The sequence below is a fragment of the Promicromonospora sukumoe genome (genome assembly GCF_014137995.1).
GTDB lineage: Bacteria > Actinomycetota > Actinomycetes > Actinomycetales > Cellulomonadaceae > Promicromonospora > Promicromonospora sukumoe.
The window spans coordinates 247,729-272,152 of the sequence record NZ_JACGWV010000003.1; the positions used below are offsets into that span (position 1 = coordinate 247,729).

Consider the following 24,424-nt stretch of genomic DNA (forward strand, 5'->3'; position numbering starts at 1 on the left):
CCGTCGTCGGACGGGGCGCCCTAGTGCCGCCGCGGCGCCGGACCGACCCGGCCGTGGGACGCGCCGCCGTCGGCGTCTGGGCGCGGGGCGAGGCCGAGCGCAAGGACGTGACCACGGCCGTGCGGTTCACGCTGGAGGAGCTGGCCGAGGTCGCGCCCGGGAACTCCGTGGAGGTGCGCGTGCCGCCCGCCGGTGCCGTGCAGGCCGTCGCCGGGCCGCGGCACACGCGCGGCACGCCGCCCAACGTGGTCGAGACCGACCCGGAGACCTGGCTCGGCCTGGCCACCGGCGCCCTGGCCTGGGCGGACGTCGTCGAGGACGGGCGGGTCCGGGCCTCGGGCGACCGGTCCGACATCTCGCACCTGCTGCCGCTGACGGCCGGGCGCCGGGCGGCGTCGGGCTCGGGCGGAGAACCGAAGGCTCCGGTCGTTCCGGGGTGAACCGGGCGCCGTCGGCGTGTACCGCACCGTGGATGTCGGTGACACCCGCTAGCCTCGGCGTCGATCTCGTGGCTCGGCCGCGGGCAGGTTCACCCGGTGACCGGACCTCAGTTTTCCCGGCGGGTGTCCGACCGTAACCGCCGGTTCACGATGCAGTGATTGGTTGGTGCCGCTCGTGCCGGACCGCCTGCGCAACTGATGCGCGCCCGGCCGCGGCGATGCCGCCGAGCATGTCGTCCATCAGCAGTGCACTCCACCCCGGCCCCGGTCGGCTATTGCAGAAGGAGTCAGCGTGAGACCCAGCACGCTCCGGTCCCCGCGACCGCACCCCCGAACCCGTGGGAGAGCCGCCGTCGCAGTGGCAGTTTCCGCAGCCCTCACCGTGCCCGCCACGGCGGCTCTCGCCGTGCCCGCGGTGGCCGCGGACGGCCCGGACTCCGGGCACGTCGTCATCAGCGAGGCCTACCTGGTCGGCGGCAGCTCCGGCCAGCCGTACCGGAACAAGTTCGTGGAGCTGTACAACCCGACGGACGAGCCGGTCAGCGTCGACGGCTGGTCGGTCCAGTACAAGTCCGCCACGGGCGCGTCGTTCTCCGGGATCACCGCACTGAGCGGCACCATCGCCGCCGGCGGCCACTACCTGGTGCAGGGCGCCTCGAACGCCGCCAACGGCGAGGCGCTCCCCACGCCCGACGCCGTCGGCAGCCTCAACCTGAGCGGCACGGCCGGCGTGATCGCGCTCGCGTCGCAGAGCACCGCCGTCACGCCCGCCAAGGGCGCCGTGCCGGCCGCGGGTGCCGCGGGCGTCGTGGACCTGCTCGGGTACGGCACCGCCGACACCTTCGAGACCGCCCAGGGCCCGGCGGGCAAGGGCACCGGCGTCGTCGGCTCGCTGGAGCGCACGGGCGACGCGGGCGACAACTCCGCGGACTTCGCGTTCAGCGACGAGGTGACCCCCACGAACAGCGAGGGCGGGGAGCCCGAGCCCGAGCCGTCGGAGCCGACGGAGCCCGGCGAGGTCACCCCGATCGCCGAGATCCAGGGCACCGGTGACACCAGCCCGCTCGTCGGCGACACCGTCACGACGCAGGGCGTCGTCACCGCCGTCTACCCGACCGGTGGCTTCAACGGCCTGTACCTCCAGACCGCCGGTACCGGCGGCACCGAGGACCCGACGCCCGGCGCGTCGGACGCCGTCTTCGTGTTCTCCGCCGCGGCAGCCGCCGACCTCTCGGCCGGCGACCACGTCGAGGTCACCGGCGTCGTCTCGGAGTTCAACGGCCTCACGGAGCTCACGCCCGCCGCTGGCGGCTGGACCGTCCTGGACGCGCCCGCGACCGTCGAGCCGACCGTGACCGCCTGGCCCGCCACCGCGGCGGGCCGCGAGGCGCTCGAGGGCATGCTCCTCGCGCCCGAGGGCGAGTTCACGGTGACGGACAACTACGACACCAACTACTACGGCACGGTCGGCCTCGCCGCGGGCGACAGCCCCCTGGTGCAGCCCACCACGGCGGGCCGCCCCGGCTCGGCCGAGTACGACGCGCAGGTCGCCGACAACGCCGCGCGTGCGGTGCTGCTCGACGACGGCTCGTCGACGAACTACAACTCGGCCGCCAACAAGTCGAAGCCGCTGCCGTACCTGACCGGCGGCGAGCCGCTGCGGGTGGGTGCCGGCGTCACGTTCACCACCCCGGTGATCCTCGACTACCGCTACGACGCGTGGGGCTTCCAGCCGCTGACGCACCTGACGCCCGACGTCGCCGACGCCGTGCAGCCGGCCACGTTCGAGAACACCCGCGAGGACGCGCCCGCCGAGGTGGGCGGCGACCTCGAGGTCGCGACGTTCAACGTGCTGAACTACTTCTCCACCACGGGTGACGAGCTCACGGGCTGCACCTACTACACGGACCGCGACGGCGACCCCGTGACCGTCTCGGGCGGCTGCGACGCCCGCGGCGCGGCCGAGGAGGAGGACCTCCAGCGTCAGCAGACCAAGATCGTCGCCGCGATCTCGGCCCTGGGCGCGGACGTCGTCGCGCTGCTGGAGATCGAGAACACCGCCGCGCTCGGCGGTTCTCGTGACCAGGCGCTGTCCGACCTGGTGGACGCGCTGAACGCCGCCGAGGGCGCCGGCACGTGGGCCTTCGCGGCCTCCCCGGCCGAGGTGCCCGACGCCGAGGACGTCATCCGCAACGCCTTCATCTACCGGACCGCCACGGCGGAGCCGGTGGGCGACTCGACGATCCTGGTCGGCGACGAGGCGTTCCAGAACGCCCGGCAGCCGCTGGCCCAGACGTTCCAGCCCGCGGGCGGCGACGCCGGCGCCGGTGACGACGTCGTCGTGATCGCCAACCACTTCAAGTCGAAGGGCTCCGCGGGCCCGTGGCCCGGCGACGCCGACCAGGGCGACGGCCAGGGCGCCTCGAACGAGTCGCGCACCCGCCAGGCGACGTCCCTCGTGACGTTCGCGGAGGAGCAGGCGGCCGCGGCCGGGACCGACAAGGTCCTGCTGGCCGGCGACTTCAACGCCTACGAGCAGGAGGACCCGATCGCGGTCCTCACCGACGCCGGGTACACCGACCTCGGCCCCACCACGGGCGAGTACTCGTACAACTTCGACGGCATGGTCGGCTCGCTCGACCACGTGCTGGCCTCCCCGGCGGCCGCCGCGGCCGTGACCGGCACGGACATCTGGAACATCAACGCGTACGAGCCGGTCGCGAACGAGTACAGCCGGTACAACTACAACGCGACGATCCTCTACGACGAGACGCCGTTCCGGTCGTCCGACCACGACCCCGTCCTGGTCGGCCTCGACCTGGGCGACACGACCACGGAGCCCGGCTCCGTGGACCTGGACCTCGTGGCGATCAACGACTTCCACGGGCGCATCGACGCCAACACGGTGAACTTCGCGGGCACCGTCGAGGAGATCCGGGCGGAGAACCCCGAGGGCACCGCGTTCATCTCCGCGGGTGACAACATCGGCGCCTCGCTGTTCGCCTCCGCGCTGCAGCAGGACCAGCCCACGATCGACGTGCTCAACGCCCTCGGCCTGAAGACCTCCGCGGTCGGCAACCACGAGTTCGACCAGGGCATGTCCGACCTCACCGGCCGCGTCACCGACGCCGCCGACTGGGACTACCTCGGCGCCAACGTCTACGACGAGGCCACGGGGGAGCCCGCCCTGCCCGAGTACCAGGTGGTCCCGGTGAACGGTGTCGACGTCGGCTTCGTCGGCGTGGTCACCGAGGAGACGCCCACGCTGGTCACGCCGTCCGGCATCGAGGGTCTCGAGTTCGGCGACCCGGTCGAGGCGCTCAACCGCGTCACCGAGGAGCTGCTCGACGGCGACGCCGCGAACGGCGAGGCGGACGTGGTCGTGGCCCTCGCGCACGACGGCGCGAGCGCGGGTACGCCCGACGGCGCCACGCTGGAGGAGGAGCTCGCCGCCGGCGGCCCCTTCGCCGACATCGTGCAGAACACCGACCCGCGCGTCGCCGCCATCTTCACCGGCCACACGCACAAGCAGTACGCGTGGGACGCCCCGGTCCCGGGTGCGGAGGGGGAGACCCGTCCGATCATCCAGACCGGCAACTACGGCGAGTTCCTCGGGCACGTCTCCCTGACCGTGGACACGGAGTCGTTCGACGTCACCGACTACAAGGTCGAGAACGTGGCGCGCACCGCGACCCCGGCCGCCGAGCTGATCGCCACCTACCCGGCGGTCGCCGAGGTGGACGCGATCGTGGACGCGGCGCTGGCCCGGGCCGACGAGATCGGCGCCGAGCCGGTCGGCGAGGTCACGGCCGACGTCACCACCGCGTTCTCGGGCGGTTCGTACACCGGCGGCGTCTACGCCGGCGGCAACCGGGACGACCGCGCGTCGGAGTCGGCGCTCGGCAACCTCGTGGCCAACTCGCTGCGCGACTCGCTCGCCTCGGACGAGCGGGGCGGCGCCGACATCGGCGTCGTCAACCCGGGCGGCCTGCGCAACGAGCTGTACTTCGGCGAGGACGGGATCATCACCTACGCCGAGGCCAACGCGGTCCTGCCGTTCGTCAACAACCTGTGGACGATCACGCTGACCGGTGCGCAGCTCGACACGCTGCTCGAGGAGCAGTGGCAGACCGACGCCAACGGCAACCGCCCGTCGCGCCCGTACCTGGCGCTGGGGCTGTCCGACAACGTCTCGTACACGGTCGGCACCGCGGACCCGAACGCGACGCCGGGCGACAACGTCTCGTCGATCACCATCGACGGCGAGCCGGTGGACCCCGCGGCGGAGTACCGCATCGCCACGTTCTCGTTCCTGATCTCGGGCGGCGACAACTTCCGGGCCTTCACCGAGGGCACGGACGGTCGCGACTCGGGCCTGGTCGACCGTGACGCGTGGATCTCGTACCTCGAGACCTCCTCCCCGGTCACGCCGAGCTTCGCCCGCACCCGCACGGTCACCGCGGCCCTGCCGGGCACGGTCGAGGCGGGGACGTCCACCCAGGTCAGCCTGTCCGGCCTGGACCTGACGTCGCTCGGCGCGCCGCAGAACACCGCGGTCGAGACGTTCCTCGTCCCGGTCGGCGGCGCCCCGGCGGACGGCGTCTCGCTCGGCACCGGCACGGTGACGGGCGGGGCGACGTCGGCCTCGGTCACGGTCCCCGCGAACACCGCGGCGGGTCAGTACCAGCTCCTGGTGCAGGCGGCGCCGTCGGCCACCACGGCCCGGCTGCCGATCACCGTCGAGGCCACGACGCCCGAGGAGCCCCAGGCTCCCGCGTGGGTGCCGTGGAAGCTCTACTGGTGGGGTGACAAGGTCTCCTTCAAGGGCAAGGTCTACGAGGCGACCCGGCTGACGATCCTCCAGATCCCGGGCTTCGGGAAGCACAGCCCCTGGAAGCTGATCGGCTAGACCGTTCTGCCGAAGTAGAACCACAGCGAGATAGAACCGCAGCGCACCCCTCCACGGGTGCGCTGCGGTTCTGCTTCGCCAGGGTTCTGCCCCGCCGCGGTTCTGTCCCGGCGCGGCGCGGCGCGTACCCTGGTCGGGTGAGCGAAACCCAGGCACAGCGCGAGTCCTCCGACGACGTCGAGGTGCGGGACGTCATCGACCCCGCGACCGTGCGCCGCGCGCCCCGGTACAAGGCCTTCTTCATGACCGGTGCGCTGGTGGGCCTCGTCCTCGGCCTGCTCCTGTCGCTCTACCTCGTGGGCTCGCCCTCGGGCTCGGGCCTGATGAAGCCCGGCGTCTACATCACGGTCCTGACCGCGTTCGTCACCATGGTGACCACGCTCCTGGCGGGCCTGTTCGCCGTCATCGCGGACCGCCGGAGCCTGCGCGGCCGCTGACGCGGAGGTCACATGCGAGGCCGGTCACGGAGATCCGGCCGCATGGGATACTCGGAACATGCCTCTGCGCGGAGATGGCCGACTCAACCACGACCTCATGCCCGGCGAGAAGGGCCCCCAGGACGCATGCGGCGTCTTCGGGGTCTGGGCACCCGGTGAGGAGGTCGCCAAGCTCGCGTACTTCGGTCTGTACGCCCTCCAGCACCGCGGACAGGAGTCCGCGGGCATCGCCACCAGCAACGGTGAGCAGATCCTCGTCTACAAGGACATGGGACTCGTCTCCCAGGTCTTCGACGAGACAGCCCTGAACGCCCTGACCGGCCACATCGCCGTCGGGCACTGCCGGTACTCCACCACCGGTGGGGTGACCTGGGAGAACGCCCAGCCGACGCTCGGTGCGACGGCGTCGGGCACGGTGGCCCTCGGCCACAACGGCAACCTGACCAACTCGGCCGAGCTCGTCAACCTGGTCGCGGAGCGCTACGGCGCGCAGCGCCGGGGCGAGCTCGCCCGCGGCAACACCACGGACACGGCCCTGATCACCGCGCTCTTCGCGGGCGACGCCGACCACACGCTGGAGGCCACGGCGCTCGAGGTGCTGCCGCGTCTGCGCGGCGCCTTCTCCCTGGTCTTCATGGACGAGAGCACGCTGTACGCGGCGCGCGACCCCCAGGGTGTGCGCCCGCTCGTGCTCGGCCGCCTCGACCGCGGCTGGGTGGTCGCCAGCGAGACCCCGGCCCTCGACATCGTGGGCGCCTCCTACGTGCGCGACGTCGAGCCCGGCGAGCTCATCTGCATCGACGCCGACGGCATGCGCTCCGTGCGCTTCGCCCAGGCCGAGCGGGCCGCCTGCGTCTTCGAGTACGTGTACCTGGCCCGGCCGGACAACACGATCAACGGGCGCTCGGTGCACGCCGCGCGCGTCGCGATGGGCCGCACCCTGGCGCGCGAGCACCCCGTCGAGGCCGACCTCGTCATCCCGACGCCGGAGTCCGGCACGCCTGCCGCCGTCGGCTACGCGGCCGAGTCGGGCATCCCGTTCGGCCAGGGCCTCACCAAGAACGCCTACGTCGGCCGCACGTTCATCCAGCCGTCCGACACGCTGCGACAGCTCGGCATCCGCCTGAAGCTCAACCCGCTGCGCGAGGTCATCAAGGGCAAGCGCCTGGTGGTCGTGGACGACTCGATCGTGCGGGGCAACACCCAGCGCGCCCTGATCCGCATGCTGCGCGAGGCCGGTGCGGCCGAGGTGCACGTGCGCATCTCCTCGCCGCCGGTCAAGTGGCCCTGCTTCTACGGCATCGACTTCGCGTCGCGCGCCGAGCTCATCGCGAACGGCCTGGCCGTCGAGGAGATCGGCCAGTCGCTCGGCGCCGACAGCCTCGGCTACATCACCACCGAGGGCATGATCGCCGCGACCGAGCAGCCCAGCTCGCAGCTCTGCGCCGCCTGCTTCACGGGCAAGTACCCGATCGAGCTGCCCCCGGACGACCAGCTCGGCAAGCACCTCCTCGAGCAGGCGGAGCTCCCGCTCGGCCAGCCGGAGGACGGGCTCAAGCAGCTCACCGTGAGCACCGGCGGCTCGACCGCGCTCGACCACCCGTGACCGACGTACACCACCCGAACGACGCAGCAGGAGCACCCGTGACTTCCGAAGGCCTGACGTACGCCGCCGCAGGCGTGGACACCGAGGCGGGCGACAAGGCCGTCGAGCTCATGAAGGACGCCGTGCGGCGCACGCAGGGCCCTGCCGTGCTCGGCGGCGTGGGCGGCTTCGCCGGCCTGTACGACCTGTCGGCGTTCAAGGGCTACCGCGCGCCCCTGCTGGCGACGTCCACGGACGGCGTCGGCACCAAGGTCGCGATCGCGCAGGCCATGGACAAGCACGACACCATCGGGTTCGACCTGGTGGGCATGGTCGTCGACGACATCGTCGTGATGGGGGCCAAGCCGCTCTTCATGACCGACTACATCGCCACCGGCAAGGTCGTGCCCGAGCGGATCGCGGACATCGTGCGCGGCATCGCGCAGGCGTGCGAGGTGGCGGACACTGCCCTGGTGGGCGGCGAGACCGCCGAGCACCCGGGCCTGCTGGACCCGGACGAGTACGACGTCGCGGGCGCCGCCACGGGCATCGTGGAGGCAGACAAGGTGCTGGGCCCGGACCGGGTGCAGCCCGGCGACGTGCTCATCGCCCTGGCCTCCAGCGGCCTGCACTCCAACGGGTACTCCCTGGTGCGTGCCGTGATCAAGCACGCGGGCTGGTCGCTGGACCGGCACGTGGACGACCTGGGGCGTGCCCTGGGCGAGGAGCTGCTGGAGCCCACGCGCGTCTACGCCTCGGACTGCCTGGCGCTGGCCGCGGACGAGGCCGCGCAGGTCCACGCGTTCACGCACGTGACGGGCGGCGGGCTCGCGGCCAACCTGGCGCGCGTGCTGCCGGCCGGGCTCGTGGCGACGGTCGACCGCGCGTCCTGGGTCGTGCCCGCCGTGTTCCAGATGGTGCGCAGCCTCGGCGGCGTGCCGCGGCGCGACCTGGAGAACACGCTCAACCTGGGCGTCGGCATGGTGGCCGTGGTCGGCGCCGAGGGCGCGGACGCGGCACTGGCGCGACTGTCAGCACTGGGCGTGCCGGCGTGGACGCTGGGCAGCGTGGAGACCCTGGATGCCTCGACGACGCAGGAAGACCTGGTCGCGGGGACGAAGGGTGTGTCCGGCGGCGCGGTCAGACTGGTGAACGACTACCGCCCCTGAGGCGGTGGCAGACCGGTCCGAGGACCGGGCCTGGGGGCCGGCGCTGACGCGCCGGCACCCTCAGCGCGTATTGCCGTCCTGGTCTGCCCAGTCGGAGTACCTGTTGTCGTACTCTTCGTCCTCCGAGGACTCCCACCGCGACTGTGTCGCTACATCCGTGCGGGAGTCTCCGCTGAGCTCCTGCTCGAGGGCGTGATAATTGGTGTCCGGGCTGTAGTACTTCAGCTCGCGAGCAACCTTGGTCTGCTTAGCCTTCTGACGGCCGCGGCCCATGGCTCCGACCCCCCTCAACGTAGGAGCGGGGCGGCACCGTGCATGGACGTGCGGCCCCGTAGCGTTTCGTCTGTCCAGGTTCCAACGTTACATGCTGGTACGGCGTTTCTTCCAGTCCGTGGACGTGATTCGTCCCATCCGCCGATGTGACATTCGAGTCTCTCCGGCTCCCGCGCACGACGTCGATACCGTTTCGATGACTTCGCCTTGACCGATGCTTGGGGTGAAGTGTGCCGGGGCTGCCTGCCGTGAGGCGGTGGCCCGCTTCAGCCGCGAGATGCCGCCACTCCGGGCCCGAACTGCCGCCGTCGTGCTTTGCCCGCTCCTGAGTGGCATACGGTGACCGTCCGAACATCGCGTCCCGGCGTCCGCCCTGACGTATCGAGGTGCTGCCAAATGGGGGCGTCGGCGTGTCGCACGTGTCCGAGACTCGCCCGAAACGGGCGCGCGTGGCGAGTGCTGGAGAAAGTGTGGGAATAAACCCCGTCCCCAAGTCGCCTAAATCCCGTTTGCTGCTAACAATGGTGCAAGAGCGGGTGTCGTCAACCGCCTGGTACGGCCAGGCCGGCACCGTTCCGGAGGAGGTGCGGGGATGTCCATCCACGGAGAATCCGAGGTCCTGCTCACGCCTGCCGAGGTAGCGAGCTTGTTCCGTGTTGACCCCAAGACGGTAACGCGTTGGGCAAAAGCGGGAAAGCTCTCGTCGATCCGGACACTTGGCGGTCACCGCCGCTACAAGGAGTCCGAGGTTCGGGCGCTGCTCGGTGCGGCAGCGGACAGCTCGGGCGACACCGACAACTAGTCGGGCGTCGTTGACGGATTGGTCGGCAGGTAGGACGAAGGCGCGCCGGGTGCTGCCCCCCAGCTCAGCCCCGCGCGCGCCTGAGCACAGCGGTTACGACCACAGCGGTGCCGATGGCCACGAGCCCTAGCGCGGCACCGATCACAACCTTGGCGTTGCGGGCCCGGCGCGGATCTGGCGCCGGGCCGTTCTTGTGCCCGAAGGCTCCGGAGGCCATGGCCCCGGCGTCGCTCGCGGCCTGCTTGGCCTCCTGCGCGATGCGCGACGCCTGGTAGCCCGGGCTCAGCCGCGTGGTCAGCTCGTCGATGGTCGCGGCGAGGTCGGCACGGGTGCGGAGCACCTCGGCCTCGAGCTCGCGGCTGCTGGGCGTGGGCGGCGGTGTCGGAGTGCTCATCGCTGCATCCCCTCCTTGATCGACTCGATGTCGTCCTTGACGCGCTGGACGCTCTCGGGCTTGGTCGTGGCCTTCTTGAGCAGCTGGGCGCCCACGAGCGCCATGATCATCACGACGAGCACCATGAAGCCGCCGATGGCGAGGGCCGACAGCCAGAGCGGCCACACCGTGCCCAGGCCGTACACGGCGGCCAGGAGCAGCACGCCGGCCGCGTAGGCGAGGATCACGAGCGCCACGACGAGCAGCCCGATGCCGATGCCGGACTTCTTCGCCTTCTCGGCGAGCTCGGCCTTGGCCAGCTCGATCTCGGCGCGCACGAGGCGCGAGGCCTGCTCGGAGACCTGCTCCACCAGCTTGCCCAGGGAGGCCGGCTTCGCGGGACCTGGCGTGCCGTCCGAGCCGTTTCCTGGTGTTCCAGCCTGGCCGTCGATCTTCACGTCGTCGATCATCTGCCCTCCCGTGCCGCCGGTTTCGGCCTGCGCCGCTGAAGACAACTCAACAGGTCAAGAGCCCATGGGGCAATTCCTGGCGCGGCGTGGCTTGCAGGAAAAGGCATGAAGAGGACCATGCGCCAATGAGAAAATGCTGAAAGGAATTGCCTTGGCGCCGCCTGGACGGGATGTTCACGGCGTCGGGGAAGAGGCTGTTACCCGCGGTGCCGGAAGCATGGATTGATGTGCACGTCGAGATCGCCCGGGGTGATCAGGAGCTCGCCATGATGATGACCGCGCCCACCAGCCAGATCACGTAGGCAGCGGCAGCCACGGCGATCATGACTCCGGTCTTCGCGCCCGTCGCGAGGACGCTCCCGGCGACCCTGATGTTGACGATGACCGCGATCACCGCGACCAGCGCGCCCAAGAGCCCGCCGAACGCGACGAGCAGGATCGGCAGCGCGCCGATGGCGCGCGCGACGACGGGAGGCGCCTCGACCGCGACATACGTCGCGCCGTTCACCTCGACGGGCGGCACCGACGCGAACACGGCGGTGCGTCCGAGTGTCGCGACCACGGGGCGGCCGTCCGCACCTTGCAGGGTGAAGGCCCGCTTGCCGGCGCTCGGCGCCTTGCCGCCGTCGACCGTCAGGTAGCTGCGCCCCCACCAGATGTCGGGAACGAGCTCGACCTGTCCGACGATGCCGGGAATGTCGAGGGGGTGGGAAGCCATGGGCGGGAAGCTACCAGGGCCTTCGCGATCGACCTGCCGGTCATCCCGGCTGCCTGATCGGAGAAAAGAAGAACCCCCGGACCGCAAGGGTTCCGGGGGTTCTTCGCTGTGGCTCCGACCGGCGTCGATCCGGTGACCTTTCGATTTTCAGTCGAACGCTCTACCAACTGAGCTACAGAGCCCTAGCGCGAACGCCCGGACAGTCGAGACCGACAATCCGGGCGCCTCTCGCGCGACCCTGACGGGACTTGAACCCGCGACCTCCGCCGTGACAGGGCGGCGCGCTAACCAACTGCGCTACAGGGCCATGATCGCTACCCGCGATCGGGGGGCTTGTTTCGAGCCGTGAGTACCCTAACCCACCGTGGGCCAGAACCTGAAATCAGATTCGGAGACCTGGTGGATGACCTGCCTCACAGCTTACGAAACCCGGCTCTGACGAGCCGTTCCGTACCCCCAACGGGATTCGAACCCGTGCTACCGCCGTGAAAGGGCGGGGTCCTAGGCCGCTAGACGATGGGGGCCAAGACCGGGCAAGTCTACAGGCGCTCGGCAGCCTCGCCGCACGGTCGGCGGCGAGTCCTGGATGTGTCTCCCGTCAGGGATGATGGGTGCGTGGTGGAGATGACGCGGGAGGACTTCGAGACGGCCGTGAGCGAGGGGCTGGACCTCGTGCCGCCCGATCTCGCGGCGCAGATGGACAACGTCGTGGTGCTCGTCGAGGACGACGCGCCCGCGGAGGACCCCGAACTCCTGGGTCTGTACGAGGGCGTGCCGCTCACCGAGCGCGACCACATGTGGGCCGCGGGCGCGCTGCCCGACCGCATCACCATCTTCCGGAACCCCACGCTCGCGATCTGCGACACGCGTGAGGACGTCGTCGAGGAGGTCGCCGTCACCGTGGTGCACGAGATCGCCCACCACTTCGGGATCGACGACGACCGGCTGCACGAGCTCGGCTGGGGCTGACCGCTGGCACGAACAAAGGACCCAGGACCGCGAAGCATCGCTTCGCGGTCCTGGGTCCTTTGTCCGTCGGGCCCCTGGCCGGGGCCAGGGGCCGCGGAGGGGTCAGTACGAGGTGCCGTACTCCCAGTGCCAGGCTTCCGGCTTGCTGCCGCCGGCCTGTGCCCAGCCCGGGTGCTTCCACCCGTACTTCCCGGCGTGGGACTGCATCCAGCGGAACTGGGCGCTGCCGAACGACTGGATGCCGCCACCCAGGTCGACCGCCTGTCCCCACCCGTGGTTCGACGTGCCGGGCACGGCAGCCAGGGCACCGCGGGACGCGGCCACCGCCACCTGGTCGTGGTACGACCGGTAGCCGTCGGTCAGGGACAGGTTCCGGCCGAACGCCGAGCGGAAGGCCTCGTTCAGGTCCTCGAGCGCGGCGGCGGCGTCGCACCGCAGCTTCTCGCCGGACGCGAAGCTCAGCCCGCACATCACGCTCGACGGGATCTGCCCGTTGCCGTACTGCTTGGCGGCCCGGGCCAGCTTCTTGGCCTGCGCGGCCCGGGCCGCGGTGCGCTCACGCGCTGCCTCGGCCGCGCGCTCGGCGCGTGCCTCCAGGACTGCGTCCCGCTTGGCCGCGCGCTCTGCGCGTGCGTCGAGCACCGCTTCCCGCTTGGCGGCACGCGAGGCGCGTGCGTCCAGCACCGCTTCCCGCCGGGCGACGGCGATCTCCTCGGGCGTGGGGCCCGCCTTGACCGACACGACGGCGTCGCCACCGGTGCGGCTGATGAGCCGCTGGAGCGACGTGGTCACCTTCTCGATGCGGGCGGCCGACGGCGCGACGGCCGCGACCTCCGTGCCCTTCTCGGCGCCCGCTGACGCCTCGGCGGCGGCCTCGGCCGCGGCGATGTCCTCGACCGAGCTCGCGAGCGGGGTGTCGAGGACCGGGGGGCTCTCGGTCCGGTGCTCGCTGATCGGGCTGACACCGGCTGACGCGATGGTCAGGTTGGTCGGCTCGGTGGCGGCAGGGGTCGGCTCGGCCGCCTCGGCGGCGGCGTCACGCTCGGCGTCCGCCGTCGCGTCCTTCGAGCGCTCGGCGAGGGGAGTGCGGTCGCCGTCCCGGGAGGCGACTGCGGTCTTCCGCATCGCCAGGGCGGTGGCCGAGCCGTCGCGGGCCTGGTGCAGCATGGTCCGCAGCTCCTTGGCCGCTTCCCGGAGCTTCGCCCGGTCCTTGACGGTGAGGTCACCCTCGCGGGTCACGTAATCGGCGTCGCCCAGTACGGCGTCCGCCTTCTCGGAGGCGGTCCGGACCGCGGGGTCGGTGGCCGCGGCGCTGGTGACGGACACCGGCCGGGTGATCGGCGTCGCGGCGGAGGCGGTGCTACCGCCGTCGTTCCCGGCGAGGCTGACCGCCGCGGTGGTGGTCAGTGCGACCGAGGTGAGCGCGGCCGCGACCGCGAAGGACGAGCGACGCACCATCCGGCCGGGCCGGGCGAAGTGCCCCGCGGCGGGGACGGCGGCGTGGGCACCCTGAGCGCCCGGGCGTCGCGTGCGACGGGGGACGAGGGCGTGGTCTCCGGGCCTCAAGGGCGGTCCCGGTGCTCGGGGACAAGGGCAAGGCACACGGTGCGGTGCGCGACGGGGTTCGGCGCCTGGGGCACGCTGATTTCCGTTCTGCGGCTGGGCACGGGCAACACCGTGAGGGGAGTTCCCCTCGGGGGGACGGTGAAGAATGCTCCGGCTGCTGACAGGCCACGGCGCGCAAGGAAGTCGCACAGGCCATGGCAGTCGCCGCGAAGAACGATGGCCCGTAGGCCCAGGGGGATGGGTTCCTCGCGACGACGTTTAATGTTGAACGACCGCCCACGAGTTGCGTAACCCCCCGACCGGAGGTATGCGTCACAAGAACCGGGCAGAGAGCGTGCCCCAGCCGTGAAGGCGGGACAACCCGGGGTGTGCGCCCTCACATTGAGGCGTTCGGGGCCATGTATCAGACTTCGGGCATGGCCCATCACGACCAGGCCGCGAACGGATCCGTGCCCACCCCCGCCGGACAACCCGTGACCGTGTCCATCCACCGCATCGTCCACCCCGACCACGTCCCCGAGGTCACCCGCTGGGTGCAGTCGGGTGTCAACCTCGCCAACCGCTGGGACGGGTTCCTCGGCTCGGGCTGGATCCGCGCCGCCGAGGGGTCGCGGGACTGGCACATGCTCTACCGCTTCGCCGACGCCGAGCGGCTCGCGGCCTGGGAGCAGTCCGCGGAGCGCCGGGACTGGCTCGCGCAGGGCACGGGGCTGGTCGAGGAGCTGCGCTACCAGCAGCGCACAGGCATCGAGGGCTGGTTCGAGGACCCTGTGCGCGTGGACGAGCCGGCTGATGTCGCCGCCGCCGTCGTGCCGCCGCGCTGGAAGCAGGCGACGAGCATCTGGCTCGGGTTCTTTCCCGTGAACCTGCTCTTCACCGCCCTGTTTACCTATCTGGTGCCCGGCTGGGACGACGTGCAGCTCGTGCTCAAGGTGCTGATCTCGACCCTGATCCTGACGCCGATCATGGCGTACTGGGTGCTGCCGTGGGTGACCCGCCGCCTGCACGGCTGGCTGCACCGCGCCTGACCCACCCCCGTGTCAGACGTACAGGTCCCCCGGGTGACCTGTACGTCTGACACGTCGAGGGTTATGCGCGGCCCAGCGCCAGCGGCTGTGCTGGGGCGTGGCGTCGTCCGCGCAGCCGGATACCGCCCCGGCCGGGCACCGGCAGGGCCGGGGCCAGGCCGGCGCGGCCCGCGAGCCAGCCGGTCAGCCGCTCCGGCCGGTCGGTGATGATGCCGTCCACGCCGATGCCGCCGTCGGTGGTCAGGAGCGTGGTCCACGCGTCCGGGTCGTTCGCCGTCCAGGACATGACCCGCAGACCCGCGGCGTGCAGGCGGGACACCAGCCGCGGGCTGCCCGCGATCGTGGTGACCGACGGGTTGCAGGCCACGACACGCAGGCGCTCGCACAGGCGCAGCAGGCCGGGCGGGTCGAACGAGACGAGCAGGCCCCCCGGCAGGTGCGGGGCGACGTCGCGCACCGTGGCGACCGTGCCGGGCCAGAAGCTCTGTACGAGGACCCGGTCGTCGAAGCCCGCGGCGTCGATGGTCTTCACCACGCGCTCCACCTGCTCCGCGTCCCACGCGCCCTTCAGCTCCAGCAGCAGGTCCGTGCCGGGGTGCCGGGCGAGCACGGCCAGGACGGCGTCGAGCGTGGGGACGCGCTGCCCGGAGAACGCCGGCGAGAAGTGCGACCCGGCGTCCAGCGCGAGCACCTCCTCCGCGGTGAGGGCGGAGACCTTGCCGGTCCCGTCGGTGGTGGCGTCGACGGTCTCGTCGTGGATCACCGCGCCCACGCCGTCGGCGGTGGGCTGGAGATCGATCTCGACGTGGTCCACGCCCGCGTGGCAGGCGGCCTCGATGGCGGCGAGGGTGTTCTGCGGGGCTACCGCGGAGTACCCACGGTGGGCGATGACTGCGGGACGAGCGGCCATGCTGACCTCCGGATCTGCGGCTCTGTCAGCCACGTTAGGCCGCTCACGGAGGCAGTCCAGACGTCGTCGTCCGAATTCGGGGAGAGTTCCAGGAGCGTTCACCACCCGGCCCCGGGCGCGCCGCGTCGGCTACCCGGGCGAAACCCGCCGGATGCGCGGATTCCCAGCGCCGGGTGGTTTCATGTGCGCCATGGTCCGTCCCGCACACCTCGCCGTCGCCACCGTGACGCTCCTTCTTCTTGCCGGCTGCTCCGCGGGCGGCGCGGACGCGGGAGCCGACGTCGGGGAGAGCGCGACGCCGTCGGGCGGCGCGAGCACCCCCGCCGCCACGAGCACCGACCGGGACGCGCCCCTGGACGCGAACCAGGCCTGCGCCGCCATGTACGTCACGGGCGAGAAGACGCTCGAGGAGCGCATCGGCACCGCCCTGGTCGGCGCGAGCGACGGGCTGGACGTGTCGGCGGCGGACCAGATGCACGCCATCGCGGTGGAGCTCGGGCGGCTCGAGCCGCGCGTGCCCGAGGAGTTCCAGGGCCCCGTGGAGAAGGTGCGGGTGCCGTTCCTGCAGCTGCAGAAGGCCCTCGACGACGGGACGGAGGAGGCGACGGAGCTCGACGTCGCCTCGACCGTCGAGGGACTCAAGGAGTACCAGGCGCTCTGCTGACCGGCTCGAAGATGCCCTGGCCCGGGGTGAGCACCCCGCGCGGGTCGTACAGGTCCTTGTCCCGCAGGACGACGGGCCAGCGGTCGCCGTAGTGCGTGCGCCAGTCGGCCGGGGTCAGGTGCAGGGCGTTGACCGGGTACTGGGCACCACCCGCGGCGAGCACGCGGGCGTACAGCGCGTCGTTGTCGGCGATGAGGCGCTCGGCGTGGGCGTCGTCGGGCGGGCTCACCGCGCGCAGCAGCGCGAGGAGGAAGAACACCTCGCCGTCCGGGACCACGACCTGGGGTCGCGTGACGAGTGCCCGCCGGGTCGGGTAGAGCAGGGCGACGCCGCCGGCGTCGGCCGGGGTGAGCGTCTTGAGGAGCTCGGCGACGATCTCGTCGGTGACGGCGTCCGGGATGAACGCATTGAGCCACGGACTGGGCAGCCGCAGCGCCTCGATCTGCTCCACGGTCTCGTAGACCCGGTTCAGCCACTCGAAGTACGGCACGTCCGCGACGTCGACGCCGGCGGGTGCGAGCCCGGCCAGCAGGGCCGCGTCGTCGGGCGGCTCGGTGGTGTACCAGGCGCCGCCCTCCAGGACGAACGTGAAGTCGTCGTCGTCCGTGGGGACGAGCTGGCCCTCCAGGTAGTCGAAACGGCCGTCGGCCAGGGCGGTCCGCTGGGCCGCCGTCAGGTCCGTGACCTGCGGGTACGTCAGCGTGTAGACGCGGGCCAGGGCGGGCGCGCGCACCAGGCGCACCGTCGCGCGGACGATGATCGCGAACTGGCCCAGGCCGCCGAGCACCGCCTCGAACAGCTCGGGCTCGTGGTCCGCGGAGCAGGTGACCAGGCGGCCGTCGCCGGTGACCACCTGGAGCTCGAGCGTGTTGTCCACCAGCATCCCGAAGTGCTGCGAGGCGCCGCCGATCCCGCCCACGCAGAGCGTGCCGCCGACCGAGAGGCCCAGGAAGTCGGTGCTCACCGGGGGCGCGACGCCGTCGACGAGCGCGATACGTACCAGGTCCAGCCACTGGACGCCGGCGTCCACGACCGCCCGGTCGGGCGTGACCTCGTGGATCGTGGCGAGGGTGCGGGAGTCGATGACGACACCGCAGTCGGCCTGCGCCTGGCCGAAGGTCGAGTGGCCCTGGCCGCGGACGGCGACGACGAGCCCGTGCTCGTTCGCGAACCGCACCAGGGTCACGACGTCGTCCACCGAACCGGGGCGCAGCACCGCGCGGGGGCGCCGGTGCGCCAGGTGCCCGTAGTCGGTGGCGGCCTCGGTGAGGGCTTCCTCGTCCGTGACGAGCTCGCCGTCGAGAGGGGGAAGCTGAATCGCTGTGGAGTTCTCCGGAAGGCTGCTCAGCCACCGGGAATCGGCCGGGTCGAAAGCGACGACGGCGGCGCCTGCCAGAAAGTTGCGACGGTCTAGCTGTGCCATGTGGGGCCCCTCGGCGTTCGGGTGGGCGACTACGGTACAAGGCAGCCTAGGCGCGTAGTAAGGATGAACTATGGAGGCTGTGCCACGAGAAATTTCGCGTGGTGGTGCGCTTCAGGACGTTCGCGCAGGTGGGAAGCGCAGGCTTCCTGGGGATCGAACCTGGAACTTGCTGCGGATTCCACTCGCGGACGTAAATAATCCGGATCTGCTGTCCGTTGGTAGAGGAGGCACTCTGTAGACCGTCGAGCCAATCGCCTCGATGACGTCGACCACGCGACGATGCAGGGTGCATCCGGTCGTGATGCCTGCCAGCTGCCTCGCCCCAGTGGGGCATGGGTGCTTGTCGCGCCGGCTGACGTCGGACTGGTCGGTCGACGTTGGACACCCCGGCCCGGCCATCGCGGCTCGCACCACTCACCCCAGTTGCGGCTGGCCGCTTTCGGCACGCGCCATCCGAGCGAGCGCGACTTTGCCTCGGCCTCCGTTGCTGCGTGCCTGTTCGCGTATGGGGCCACCAGGTACCGTGTGACTTTCGTTGTCCGGGGCTAGGGCGATTCCCGACGTACCTACCGGCGGGCGTTTCACCGTCTAGGCCGCTAGACCACCGACTCGTCCAGTTCGATTACGGGCTTCGGTGCGTCGAACCGGCGCGAGATCGAGACGCCAGCGAGTCCGGCGGAGGCATACGCCACTTGCATGGAACGTTCCCAGAGCAACGTGTTCGCCTCCACTTCAGCCACGCGACGGGCTTCCTCGCCCCGAGGTAGATCGGCGTCGTTCTCGAACCTTCGGGCGATGAGCGAGATCTGGTTAGTGATCTCGTAGTTCTCTTCGAGAATCACGAGTCGGCCTGACACCAGGAACGCGGTGAGGTCCCCAAGCTCCACGATCTCGGGCGTGAGTTCCCACGTGACGTCAGCCTTGCCGTCATTCGCCTGGTAGCGAAGCGAAGTGCGGAGCGTCAGAAACCTCTCCCAGCGGACGGTGGGCGCGCTCATCGTCCGGCCATGAACTGACGAACGGCAGCTGTTGGATCGACGTCCGGCTCGGCATCCGCTGTGTCGTGGCCAAGGCGTTCCAGTAGGAGTTGCTCGCGCGTGGTCCAGTCGTACTTCAGAACAACTCCAAGCGCGTTCGCATACCGCTGCAAGCTGGACCACCGAGGATCGGATCCGAGCCTCTCTAGCCTGGAGACAACCGCGGTGTCGCGGTTCATTCGCTGGGCGACGTCCTTCTGCAGGAGCCCCATGGTCTTTCGGCGCTCGCGGAGTTGAGCAACTAGTCCGAAGGCGTTCTCGGCCTGCTGCCGTGCAATCGTCATGTCCACGTCATCGGGGTCCATGTACAGCGGGTCGTTGGCGTCCATGATTTGAGGTTATCGTCCTATGGGGTGTCCGGCATAGGATGAAGATCATGCTTCTGCGCGGCGCGTGCTCGCCCTGTCGATGTCTTGGTTCTGCGCCCTGCGTTGCTCGTCGACCGAGCCGCGCGGCTTCCGAGCGAGAAGGAGCCCAGTCGCGTGGACCCCGTCGTCGTGGCTCTCTTCGATGAAGTACAGCCGAAGTTTGGGGCGGGCCTGATCCACTCGGAGCTCATAGAGGAATGGCTCGTCCTCGACGCGGACCAACTGCTTGTAGTCGGTCCCTTTGGTCAAAGCCCCTCGTTCGAGTCGATCCACCAGGACAGCGACCTGTACCTGTGAGTATCTGTCGCTGGCCAGCAGATCGCGTGCTTCTTCTTGGGCTTCGCGGTGGACCCACGCGAACTTGCACCCAGTGCCGATAGATCGCAGCGGGCGTGTCGGACTCACCCGTTGTGCCTCCTCGCCTCGTTGCGGTCTTGTACGACCCGTTGCCTGCACTCTCATCAGGCCCGGGGCGTGCGTAGACGCTATGGCGAGGGGTGTGCCTGGGGTAGTTATCTGGGTGAGGATCACCCGCACTTCACCTTGTCGAAAAGAGATACCGCTGCCCGAGAGGGCTGCGCCTGCGGGGTGAGTTCGAACGTGACGATGGAAAAGCCGAGGCGCCTCACAGTCCAGGACGCATCGTGGGCAGCCATGAGTTCCAACCCGTGACGAGCGCGGCGCCAGGGCTCGGTGTGAAGGTGAACTGGCTGCCCGGTGGTGGCTTACCGCGCCACCGCGGCTTTTGCCTGTCCCTGGGCGTGAGGTTCCCTCGTGATTCTGAGAGCGAAGGAGCAGCTTTGTGGTCCGGAAGGATGGGTGAAGTCGTGGAAAGTGCTACGACCGGTCGTCCGTTACGGCGTCGAGACTGTGATCTGCGTCGCGGGCAAGGGAAGGTGGTGTTCTGTGGGTGTGCCATGAACGGCACCGCGACCCTGAGCAGACCACGCGCCCCGGGCGACATATGTACTGCCAGCTCGACGAGCCCGCCGCAGCGGCGAGCTGGTGAGCAACCAAGAGACTGCCCATTCATGCCTGGTACGCCGGTGCGCCGACCTCGTCGTCGATGGCTTGTGACGGTGTGCCCAGTACGTGGGTGCTGAGGCCCGCGCTCGGCAGGCCCTGCGACGGAGTCGTGTCCTCCAAGGCCTTGCGCTGATGCCAAGCTGGACCACCGGGTCGCCCACGATCCGGCTGTTCGATCCCGTGATCGGCTCACGGAACACGGGCATCCCTATTTTGGTCCGGCGAGACAATCTCGTCGAGGGAGGTGGACAGTGAACGACACGCTCTGGGGAGTTGCCATCGGCGGTGCTGTCGCGATCGTGTCGGCGCTGATCACGTCGGTCGTTGGGCCGGCCATGACGGCACGTCATCACCGCGCAAGCTCCCGCGCTGAGCGCTTGCTCTCCGCAGTCGCCGAACTCGATGACGCGATGGAGCGCTGGGGCGAAGGTGAGGAGGGATTCAAACCTTTCAGCGAGACCGAGATGGCTGTGACTAACGCACTGCGGCGGCTGGCAAACGCATCAAACAGTCATGTGCTTCACCTCGCGATCGACAAGGCAGTGGACGACGTGGATGGGGTCGGTGCGGTGATTGGACCCAGCGAGAAGCGCGCGATGTTGCAAGACGCCGCATTATCTAGTGCTTTCGACTCTGTCTATGGAGCGGCGAGGATCGTGGCTGACATGATCGATCCCCCGGTGTTGCCTGTACGAGTGGTGCGGTGGGTGCGTCGGAGGCGAAGCCTTCGACGGTGGTGGCTCGCGCAGCGTCGGATAGCCCTCTCTGGCGGCGCGTGATCGTGCTTATCGGCGTTCGGTGTAAAACCCGTTGTCCGCGTGGCGCTGGGCACCATCGCCGGGATCGAGCGGCACTAGGACGGCGAGTCAGGGCAAGAGCGACCACAAGGCGCTCGCGGCGCCGTCGTCGTCGATGGTCCCTGTGATCCGATCTGCGGCCGCGATCACGAACGCCGCCGCGTGGCCCATTGCGATGCCGTCAGCCGCCCAGGTCAGCATCTCGACGTCGTTCTCGCTGTCGCCGATCGCGACAGTGTGGTGGACGCCGAGGATGGCGCGCACGCGGTCGAGCGCGGTTGCCTTCGAGATCCCGCCTGCGGTGACGTCTACCCAGTCCGGCCGTGTCGCGATCGCGGTCAGGCCGAGGCCTTGGAGGGCCCACACCAGGCGGTAGGCGGAGGGCCCGTACAGGGCCACTCTCGGCGTCGGGCGAGCCCAGAGCTCGTTGGGCTGCGTGACGCTGTGCTGGAGGCCGTTGAGCTGGCCAGGTGGGAACGGGATGTTGACTCGGTATCCGACGCCGACATCCTCGGTGGCGACTCTGATTCCCGGTACCGTCCGCACGGCTGCTCGGATCGCCGCTTCTGCGTCGACGGTGTGCTGCTCCGTGACCTGGTAGTAGTCGCCGACCAAGTGCGCTGTGACCGCCCCGTTGGAGGCGACGATCCACACGTCGTCCAGGCCCAGCTCGTGGGCGATGGGGATCGCACCAGCCAGTGAGCGGCCCGTCGCGAGCACGATGTGGTGTCCCGTCGCCCGCACGGCGCTCGCGGCCCGGCACACCTCGGGGGATATGGGCTGCCCGGTGCGGGCCAGTGTGCCGTCGATGTCGCACGCGACGAGCGCTGGTCCCGTGGGCTCCATGCGAGCCGAGGTCCGATGCGGGGTTGCTGAGGTCATGCGCTGGAGATTATTGACGCCGTATAGACAGTGCGAGTTACTTTCTCACTCTTTCTCGAACTCGCGTCGGCCTTGCTCGATCTGTTCAGCCACGCGGTGCAGGTGTGCTCGGAGTTTCCGGTCGTAGTCGGCCGTCAGGGCCATCGCGTCGAACACTTTCCCGTAGTGCTCGATCTCCTGCGGCTGCGCCAGGTTGAGTTCAGCGGACAGCGTCTCGAATGTGACCAGGCGCTCGTCGAGCAGTGCGAACCCGTGCGCCGGTGCGATGGTGAACGGCTTGCCGAAGGGGATCAGCCCGAGCCGAACGTTGGACAGCATTGACAGGGACAGCAGGCGGTCGATCTGCGCCAGCATCACCTCCGGCGGGCAGACCGTGTAGAGCAGGACGGCCTCGGTCAGGACGAAGTGGAACGATCGGGCCCCGTCGTACAGCACCTCCTGGCGCCGCATCCGCGCCACCACACCCTCGTCGATGTCGGCACGCTTGCCCCACATGAGCGCGTTTTGCTCCATGCGCGTGCGCGCGTAGTCAGGGGTCTGGAGCAGCCCGGGCACGAACGTCGGCTGGAAGGACCGGAACCGCCGAACGTCCATCTCGCGCCGCGCAACGGACTCCTGGACCTGGGCGAGGCCGGCGCGCATGACCCGCTGCCACTCCTGGTGGCGGGTCTGCAGGGTGTCGAGCGCGAGCAGGACGCCCTCGGTCTCCCGCTCGCTGCCCGTCGCGCGGCACCAGGCCCGCACGTCGTCGGCCGAAGGTGTCTGGCTGCCGTGTTCCAGCTTGGAGACCTTCGACGGCGGCCAGGACAAACCGTCGGCGAGCTGCTGGCCCGTGAGGTCGGCAGCTCGCCGCAGGTCTCGCAGCCGGGCGCCCAGCTGGTTGCGAGCGTCGCGGATGTCAGCGCTGATCGAGGAGTTGCGAGGCAAAGTCGTCTCTCGTGATGGCGTGGTGCCAGGCGGCGTCGCGCCAGTAGCTCAGCTCGACGAGCTCGGCCGGGTCGGTGACGAGGTCGAAGCCGAGCAGGACGTCCTCGTCGTCGAAGTGCATGCGGGCGGCCGTCCGGGAGTCGAACAGCCAGTAGTCGAACTCGGGCAGGCCTGCAGGGACCTGGTCGCGGTCCAGGTACCGGATGTCCTCGCCGGCCTCGACGTTCAGCCGGGCCGCCCACGTGCTGTAGCGCGTGTAGTCCGTGGGCGGCAGGGACACGACGCGGACCCGCCGGTAGAAGCGGCCCTCGTCGGCCGCGGCGCGCACCTTGGCGAGCCACGGGTCGATCCAGGCCATGTCGGTGGTGCCGGTCTCGACCCACTCGCGCAGCGGCTTCTGGTTGTCGGACGAGCTGTACCGGTCTCGGAGCTCGAGGCGGTACGCCGTGTGCTGGAAGTTGGCGAACAGGTCCCGCCAGACGGGCCCGATCGGCAGTAGCTCACTCAGGACTGCGCCTCCCGCTCCTTGTGCGCGAGGTACATCTCCAGGATCTCCACCGGCACTTCGACGATGTCCTCGTGGCCCGGGATGGTGCCGACGTCGGCCAGTGCGTCGCCGTCGGTCACCTTCCAACCCTGGACGAGGAACGTCTTGCGGTCGGTGCGGTCCGTCGCGAACAGGGTGGGCGAGTTGTCCGTCTCGGAGTTCGGATCCTTGCCGAGAAATCGTGCGCGCATCTGCCGGCCTCACTCTTTGCTCGAAAACAAGTGAAAACTTGGTCGGTTCATCCTCTGGCCGAGAAAGCGTCGCGTCAAGAGCTCGGAGTGAACCAGGACGCGAACAGCGTCCCGCTCCCTTCGGTCCGGAGTGGCAGCGCACCGTCTGGTGGAAGGTCGGCTGCGGTCGCCAGCGAGAATCGCCCGGGCCCGAGATGTCCCACACCCTCGTGCGGCTTCGATGCGCACTCCTGGGCTGATCGGGGCCCGGCTGCGCCATTCCTGCGCCATTCACCTGGCCCAGGCTCCGCGGGTCGAACAGAACATGCAGGTGAGAGAGGTGGGCCCCCCGGGGATCGAACCCGGAACCCGCGGATTAAAAGTCCGCTGCTCTGCCAGTTGAGCTAGAGGCCCGCGTGCCCGGCGACCGGACGGCGCGAGTAGAAAGCCTACCGGTCGGTGTCCGGTTGCTGGTCCTACCGCCCCGGCGGGGCACGATAGGGGCTCCGGCTGCTCCTGTCATGCGCTGTCCCACCCAGTGGGAGATATCGGGTTAAATGCGTCTCACGCTTGCGATGAGGCAGCGGGCTTGGTTCGGTGGTCTGGACCACGAAGAACCAATGTGAGGAGCTCATCGTGCTCACCGTGACTGACAACGCTCGTACCGCCGTCCAGGACCTTGCTCAGCAGGCCGGAGTGCCGGTCGAGGGTGGTCTGCGCATCGCGCAGGCCTCCGACCAGCCGGGGAACTTCGAGCTCGCGCTGGTTCCGGCGCCCCAGCCCGACGACCAGGTCGTCGACGCCTCGGGGTCCACCAACGTGTTCGTCGAGGCGCAGGCCGCACCTGCTCTGGAGACGCTGACCCTGGACGCGGACCCGCGTGCCGAGGGTCCGGGATTCGTTCTCACGCCCACGGCGTGACACCCGACGCCCT

25 protein-coding genes and 4 tRNA genes are annotated in these 24,424 nt (G+C 70.1%); 12 read left to right on the forward strand and 17 right to left on the reverse strand.

Annotated elements, in window-relative coordinates; translation table 11 throughout:
- Positions 1–23: 23 nt before the first annotated feature.
- The 5 genes from FHX71_RS25190 (at position 24) to purM (ending at position 8,540) form a co-directional block, all read left to right on the forward strand.
- Positions 24–440, forward strand: coding sequence for a sterol carrier family protein (locus tag FHX71_RS25190; RefSeq protein ID WP_182620264.1), 417 nt, complete (start codon positions 24–26; stop codon positions 438–440).
- 358 nt (positions 441–798) lie between these two features.
- Positions 799–5,349, forward strand: coding sequence for an ExeM/NucH family extracellular endonuclease (locus tag FHX71_RS25195; RefSeq protein ID WP_182620265.1), 4,551 nt, complete (start codon positions 799–801; stop codon positions 5,347–5,349).
- Positions 5,350–5,486: 137 nt separating this feature from the next.
- Complete coding sequence (locus FHX71_RS25200; protein ID WP_182620266.1) at positions 5,487–5,786, forward strand: hypothetical protein; 300 nt, start codon at positions 5,487–5,489, stop codon at positions 5,784–5,786.
- Positions 5,787–5,844: 58 nt separating this feature from the next.
- Positions 5,845–7,392: an amidophosphoribosyltransferase gene (purF, locus tag FHX71_RS25205; RefSeq protein ID WP_182620267.1), complete on the forward strand. Its 1,548-nt coding sequence runs from the start codon at positions 5,845–5,847 to the stop codon at positions 7,390–7,392.
- A gap of 38 nt (positions 7,393–7,430) precedes the next feature.
- Complete coding sequence (gene purM, locus FHX71_RS25210) at positions 7,431–8,540, forward strand: phosphoribosylformylglycinamidine cyclo-ligase (protein WP_182620268.1); 1,110 nt, start codon at positions 7,431–7,433, stop codon at positions 8,538–8,540.
- 60 nt (positions 8,541–8,600) lie between these two features.
- Here the strand turns inward: purM and FHX71_RS25215 are convergent, their stop codons facing one another.
- A complete protein-coding gene (locus tag FHX71_RS25215; protein WP_182620269.1) occupies positions 8,601–8,813 on the reverse strand; it encodes a DUF3073 domain-containing protein in 213 nt (70 codons plus the stop codon).
- Between the two features lie 592 nt (positions 8,814–9,405).
- Between FHX71_RS25215 and FHX71_RS25220 the strand changes: the two genes are divergently transcribed.
- A complete protein-coding gene (locus tag FHX71_RS25220; protein ID WP_026365760.1) occupies positions 9,406–9,615 on the forward strand; it encodes a BldC family transcriptional regulator in 210 nt (69 codons plus the stop codon).
- 64 nt (positions 9,616–9,679) lie between these two features.
- Here the strand turns inward: FHX71_RS25220 and FHX71_RS25225 are convergent, their stop codons facing one another.
- The 6 genes from FHX71_RS25225 to FHX71_RS25250 form a co-directional block, all read right to left on the reverse strand.
- Positions 9,680–10,009 (reverse strand): DUF3618 domain-containing protein, encoded by a 330-nt coding sequence (locus tag FHX71_RS25225; RefSeq protein WP_182620270.1) that lies wholly within the window; start codon positions 10,007–10,009, stop codon positions 9,680–9,682.
- Positions 10,006–10,458: a phage holin family protein gene (locus tag FHX71_RS25230; RefSeq protein ID WP_182620271.1), complete on the reverse strand. Its 453-nt coding sequence runs from the start codon at positions 10,456–10,458 to the stop codon at positions 10,006–10,008. Before FHX71_RS25230 ends, FHX71_RS25225 begins: the two co-directional genes overlap by 4 nt.
- Positions 10,459–10,711: 253 nt before the next feature.
- On the reverse strand, positions 10,712–11,176 hold the full coding sequence (locus FHX71_RS25235) for a hypothetical protein (protein WP_182620272.1): 465 nt from the start codon (positions 11,174–11,176) through the stop codon (positions 10,712–10,714).
- 109 nt (positions 11,177–11,285) lie between these two features.
- Positions 11,286–11,358 (reverse strand) — tRNA-Phe (locus tag FHX71_RS25240).
- A 51-nt stretch (positions 11,359–11,409) separates the two neighbouring features.
- Positions 11,410–11,483, reverse strand: a tRNA-Asp gene (locus FHX71_RS25245).
- A gap of 144 nt (positions 11,484–11,627) precedes the next feature.
- Positions 11,628–11,700 (reverse strand) — tRNA-Glu (locus FHX71_RS25250).
- Between the two features lie 100 nt (positions 11,701–11,800).
- On the opposite strand from FHX71_RS25250, the gene FHX71_RS25255 reads away from it, so the two are divergent.
- Positions 11,801–12,145, forward strand: coding sequence for a metallopeptidase family protein (locus tag FHX71_RS25255; RefSeq protein ID WP_182620806.1), 345 nt, complete (start codon positions 11,801–11,803; stop codon positions 12,143–12,145).
- Positions 12,146–12,247: 102 nt separating this feature from the next.
- Here the strand turns inward: FHX71_RS25255 and FHX71_RS25260 are convergent, their stop codons facing one another.
- The gene (locus FHX71_RS25260) at positions 12,248–13,711 is read right to left on the reverse strand and encodes a M15 family metallopeptidase (protein WP_220490482.1); all 1,464 of its coding nucleotides are present in this window, start codon (positions 13,709–13,711) and stop codon (positions 12,248–12,250) included.
- Between the two features lie 416 nt (positions 13,712–14,127).
- Here FHX71_RS25260 and FHX71_RS25265 point away from each other — a divergent pair, with 416 nt between their 5' ends.
- Complete coding sequence (locus FHX71_RS25265) at positions 14,128–14,739, forward strand: antibiotic biosynthesis monooxygenase (protein WP_182620273.1); 612 nt, start codon at positions 14,128–14,130, stop codon at positions 14,737–14,739.
- Between the two features lie 61 nt (positions 14,740–14,800).
- Here FHX71_RS25265 and FHX71_RS25270 read toward each other — a convergent pair whose 3' ends face one another.
- Entirely contained in the window at positions 14,801–15,649 is an 849-nt protein-coding gene (locus FHX71_RS25270; RefSeq protein WP_182620274.1) for a glycerophosphodiester phosphodiesterase, read from the reverse strand.
- Between the two features lie 190 nt (positions 15,650–15,839).
- On the opposite strand from FHX71_RS25270, the gene FHX71_RS25275 reads away from it, so the two are divergent.
- A complete protein-coding gene (locus FHX71_RS25275; RefSeq protein WP_182620275.1) occupies positions 15,840–16,313 on the forward strand; it encodes a hypothetical protein in 474 nt (157 codons plus the stop codon).
- Here the strand turns inward: FHX71_RS25275 and FHX71_RS25280 are convergent.
- The 3 genes from FHX71_RS25280 to FHX71_RS25290 form a co-directional block, all read right to left on the reverse strand.
- Positions 16,288–17,736, reverse strand: a complete 1,449-nt coding sequence (locus tag FHX71_RS25280) for an FAD-binding protein (RefSeq protein ID WP_182620276.1) — start codon at positions 17,734–17,736, stop codon at positions 16,288–16,290. The genes FHX71_RS25275 and FHX71_RS25280 overlap by 26 nt on opposite strands.
- A 596-nt stretch (positions 17,737–18,332) precedes the next feature.
- On the reverse strand, positions 18,333–18,734 hold the full coding sequence (locus tag FHX71_RS25285) for a hypothetical protein (RefSeq protein WP_182620277.1): 402 nt from the start codon (positions 18,732–18,734) through the stop codon (positions 18,333–18,335).
- A complete protein-coding gene (locus FHX71_RS25290; RefSeq protein ID WP_182620278.1) occupies positions 18,731–19,102 on the reverse strand; it encodes a helix-turn-helix domain-containing protein in 372 nt (123 codons plus the stop codon). The genes FHX71_RS25285 and FHX71_RS25290 overlap by 4 nt, the downstream gene beginning before the upstream one ends.
- 153 nt (positions 19,103–19,255) lie before the next feature.
- On the opposite strand from FHX71_RS25290, the gene FHX71_RS25295 reads away from it, so the two are divergent.
- Both FHX71_RS25295 and FHX71_RS25300 read left to right on the forward strand, forming a co-directional pair.
- On the forward strand, positions 19,256–19,438 hold the full coding sequence (locus tag FHX71_RS25295) for a hypothetical protein (protein WP_182620279.1): 183 nt from the start codon (positions 19,256–19,258) through the stop codon (positions 19,436–19,438).
- A 980-nt stretch (positions 19,439–20,418) separates the two neighbouring features.
- On the forward strand, positions 20,419–20,946 hold the full coding sequence (locus FHX71_RS25300) for a hypothetical protein (RefSeq protein WP_182620280.1): 528 nt from the start codon (positions 20,419–20,421) through the stop codon (positions 20,944–20,946).
- A gap of 87 nt (positions 20,947–21,033) precedes the next feature.
- Here FHX71_RS25300 and FHX71_RS25305 read toward each other — a convergent pair whose 3' ends face one another.
- From FHX71_RS25305 to FHX71_RS25325, 5 genes are all read right to left on the reverse strand, one after another.
- Positions 21,034–21,846, reverse strand: coding sequence for an HAD family hydrolase (locus FHX71_RS25305; RefSeq protein ID WP_246403546.1), 813 nt, complete (start codon positions 21,844–21,846; stop codon positions 21,034–21,036).
- Positions 21,847–21,891: 45 nt separating this feature from the next.
- Entirely contained in the window at positions 21,892–22,773 is an 882-nt protein-coding gene (locus FHX71_RS25310; protein WP_182620281.1) for a helix-turn-helix domain-containing protein, read from the reverse strand.
- A complete protein-coding gene (locus FHX71_RS25315; RefSeq protein WP_376770169.1) occupies positions 22,745–23,281 on the reverse strand; it encodes a DUF6879 family protein in 537 nt (178 codons plus the stop codon). Before FHX71_RS25315 ends, FHX71_RS25310 begins: the two co-directional genes overlap by 29 nt.
- On the reverse strand, positions 23,278–23,511 hold the full coding sequence (locus FHX71_RS25320) for a hypothetical protein (protein WP_182620283.1): 234 nt from the start codon (positions 23,509–23,511) through the stop codon (positions 23,278–23,280). Before FHX71_RS25320 ends, FHX71_RS25315 begins: the two co-directional genes overlap by 4 nt.
- Before the next feature lie 320 nt (positions 23,512–23,831).
- Positions 23,832–23,904, reverse strand: a tRNA-Lys gene (locus FHX71_RS25325).
- A gap of 222 nt (positions 23,905–24,126) precedes the next feature.
- Here FHX71_RS25325 and FHX71_RS25330 point away from each other — a divergent pair.
- Entirely contained in the window at positions 24,127–24,411 is a 285-nt protein-coding gene (locus FHX71_RS25330; protein WP_182620284.1) for an iron-sulfur cluster biosynthesis family protein, read from the forward strand.
- Positions 24,412–24,424 lie beyond the last annotated feature (13 nt).

Coding starts and splice junctions, on each gene's coding strand:
- purF (WP_182620267.1), top strand. CDS start 5,845: ATGCCTCTGCGCGGAGATGGCCGACTCAACCACGACCTCATGCCCGGC.
- FHX71_RS25215 (WP_182620269.1), bottom strand. CDS start 8,813: ATGGGCCGCGGCCGTCAGAAGGCTAAGCAGACCAAGGTTGCTCGCGAG.
- FHX71_RS25220 (WP_026365760.1), top strand. CDS start 9,406: ATGTCCATCCACGGAGAATCCGAGGTCCTGCTCACGCCTGCCGAGGTA.
- FHX71_RS25225 (WP_182620270.1), bottom strand. CDS start 10,009: ATGAGCACTCCGACACCGCCGCCCACGCCCAGCAGCCGCGAGCTCGAG.
- FHX71_RS25230 (WP_182620271.1), bottom strand. CDS start 10,458: ATGATCGACGACGTGAAGATCGACGGCCAGGCTGGAACACCAGGAAAC.
- FHX71_RS25235 (WP_182620272.1), bottom strand. CDS start 11,176: ATGGCTTCCCACCCCCTCGACATTCCCGGCATCGTCGGACAGGTCGAG.
- FHX71_RS25255 (WP_182620806.1), top strand. CDS start 11,801: ATGACGCGGGAGGACTTCGAGACGGCCGTGAGCGAGGGGCTGGACCTC.
- FHX71_RS25265 (WP_182620273.1), top strand. CDS start 14,128: ATGGCCCATCACGACCAGGCCGCGAACGGATCCGTGCCCACCCCCGCC.
- FHX71_RS25270 (WP_182620274.1), bottom strand. CDS start 15,649: ATGGCCGCTCGTCCCGCAGTCATCGCCCACCGTGGGTACTCCGCGGTA.
- FHX71_RS25275 (WP_182620275.1), top strand. CDS start 15,840: ATGGTCCGTCCCGCACACCTCGCCGTCGCCACCGTGACGCTCCTTCTT.
- FHX71_RS25280 (WP_182620276.1), bottom strand. CDS start 17,736: ATGGCACAGCTAGACCGTCGCAACTTTCTGGCAGGCGCCGCCGTCGTC.
- FHX71_RS25285 (WP_182620277.1), bottom strand. CDS start 18,734: ATGAGCGCGCCCACCGTCCGCTGGGAGAGGTTTCTGACGCTCCGCACT.
- FHX71_RS25290 (WP_182620278.1), bottom strand. CDS start 19,102: ATGGACGCCAACGACCCGCTGTACATGGACCCCGATGACGTGGACATG.
- FHX71_RS25305 (WP_246403546.1), bottom strand. CDS start 21,846: ATGACCTCAGCAACCCCGCATCGGACCTCGGCTCGCATGGAGCCCACG.
- FHX71_RS25320 (WP_182620283.1), bottom strand. CDS start 23,511: ATGCGCGCACGATTTCTCGGCAAGGATCCGAACTCCGAGACGGACAAC.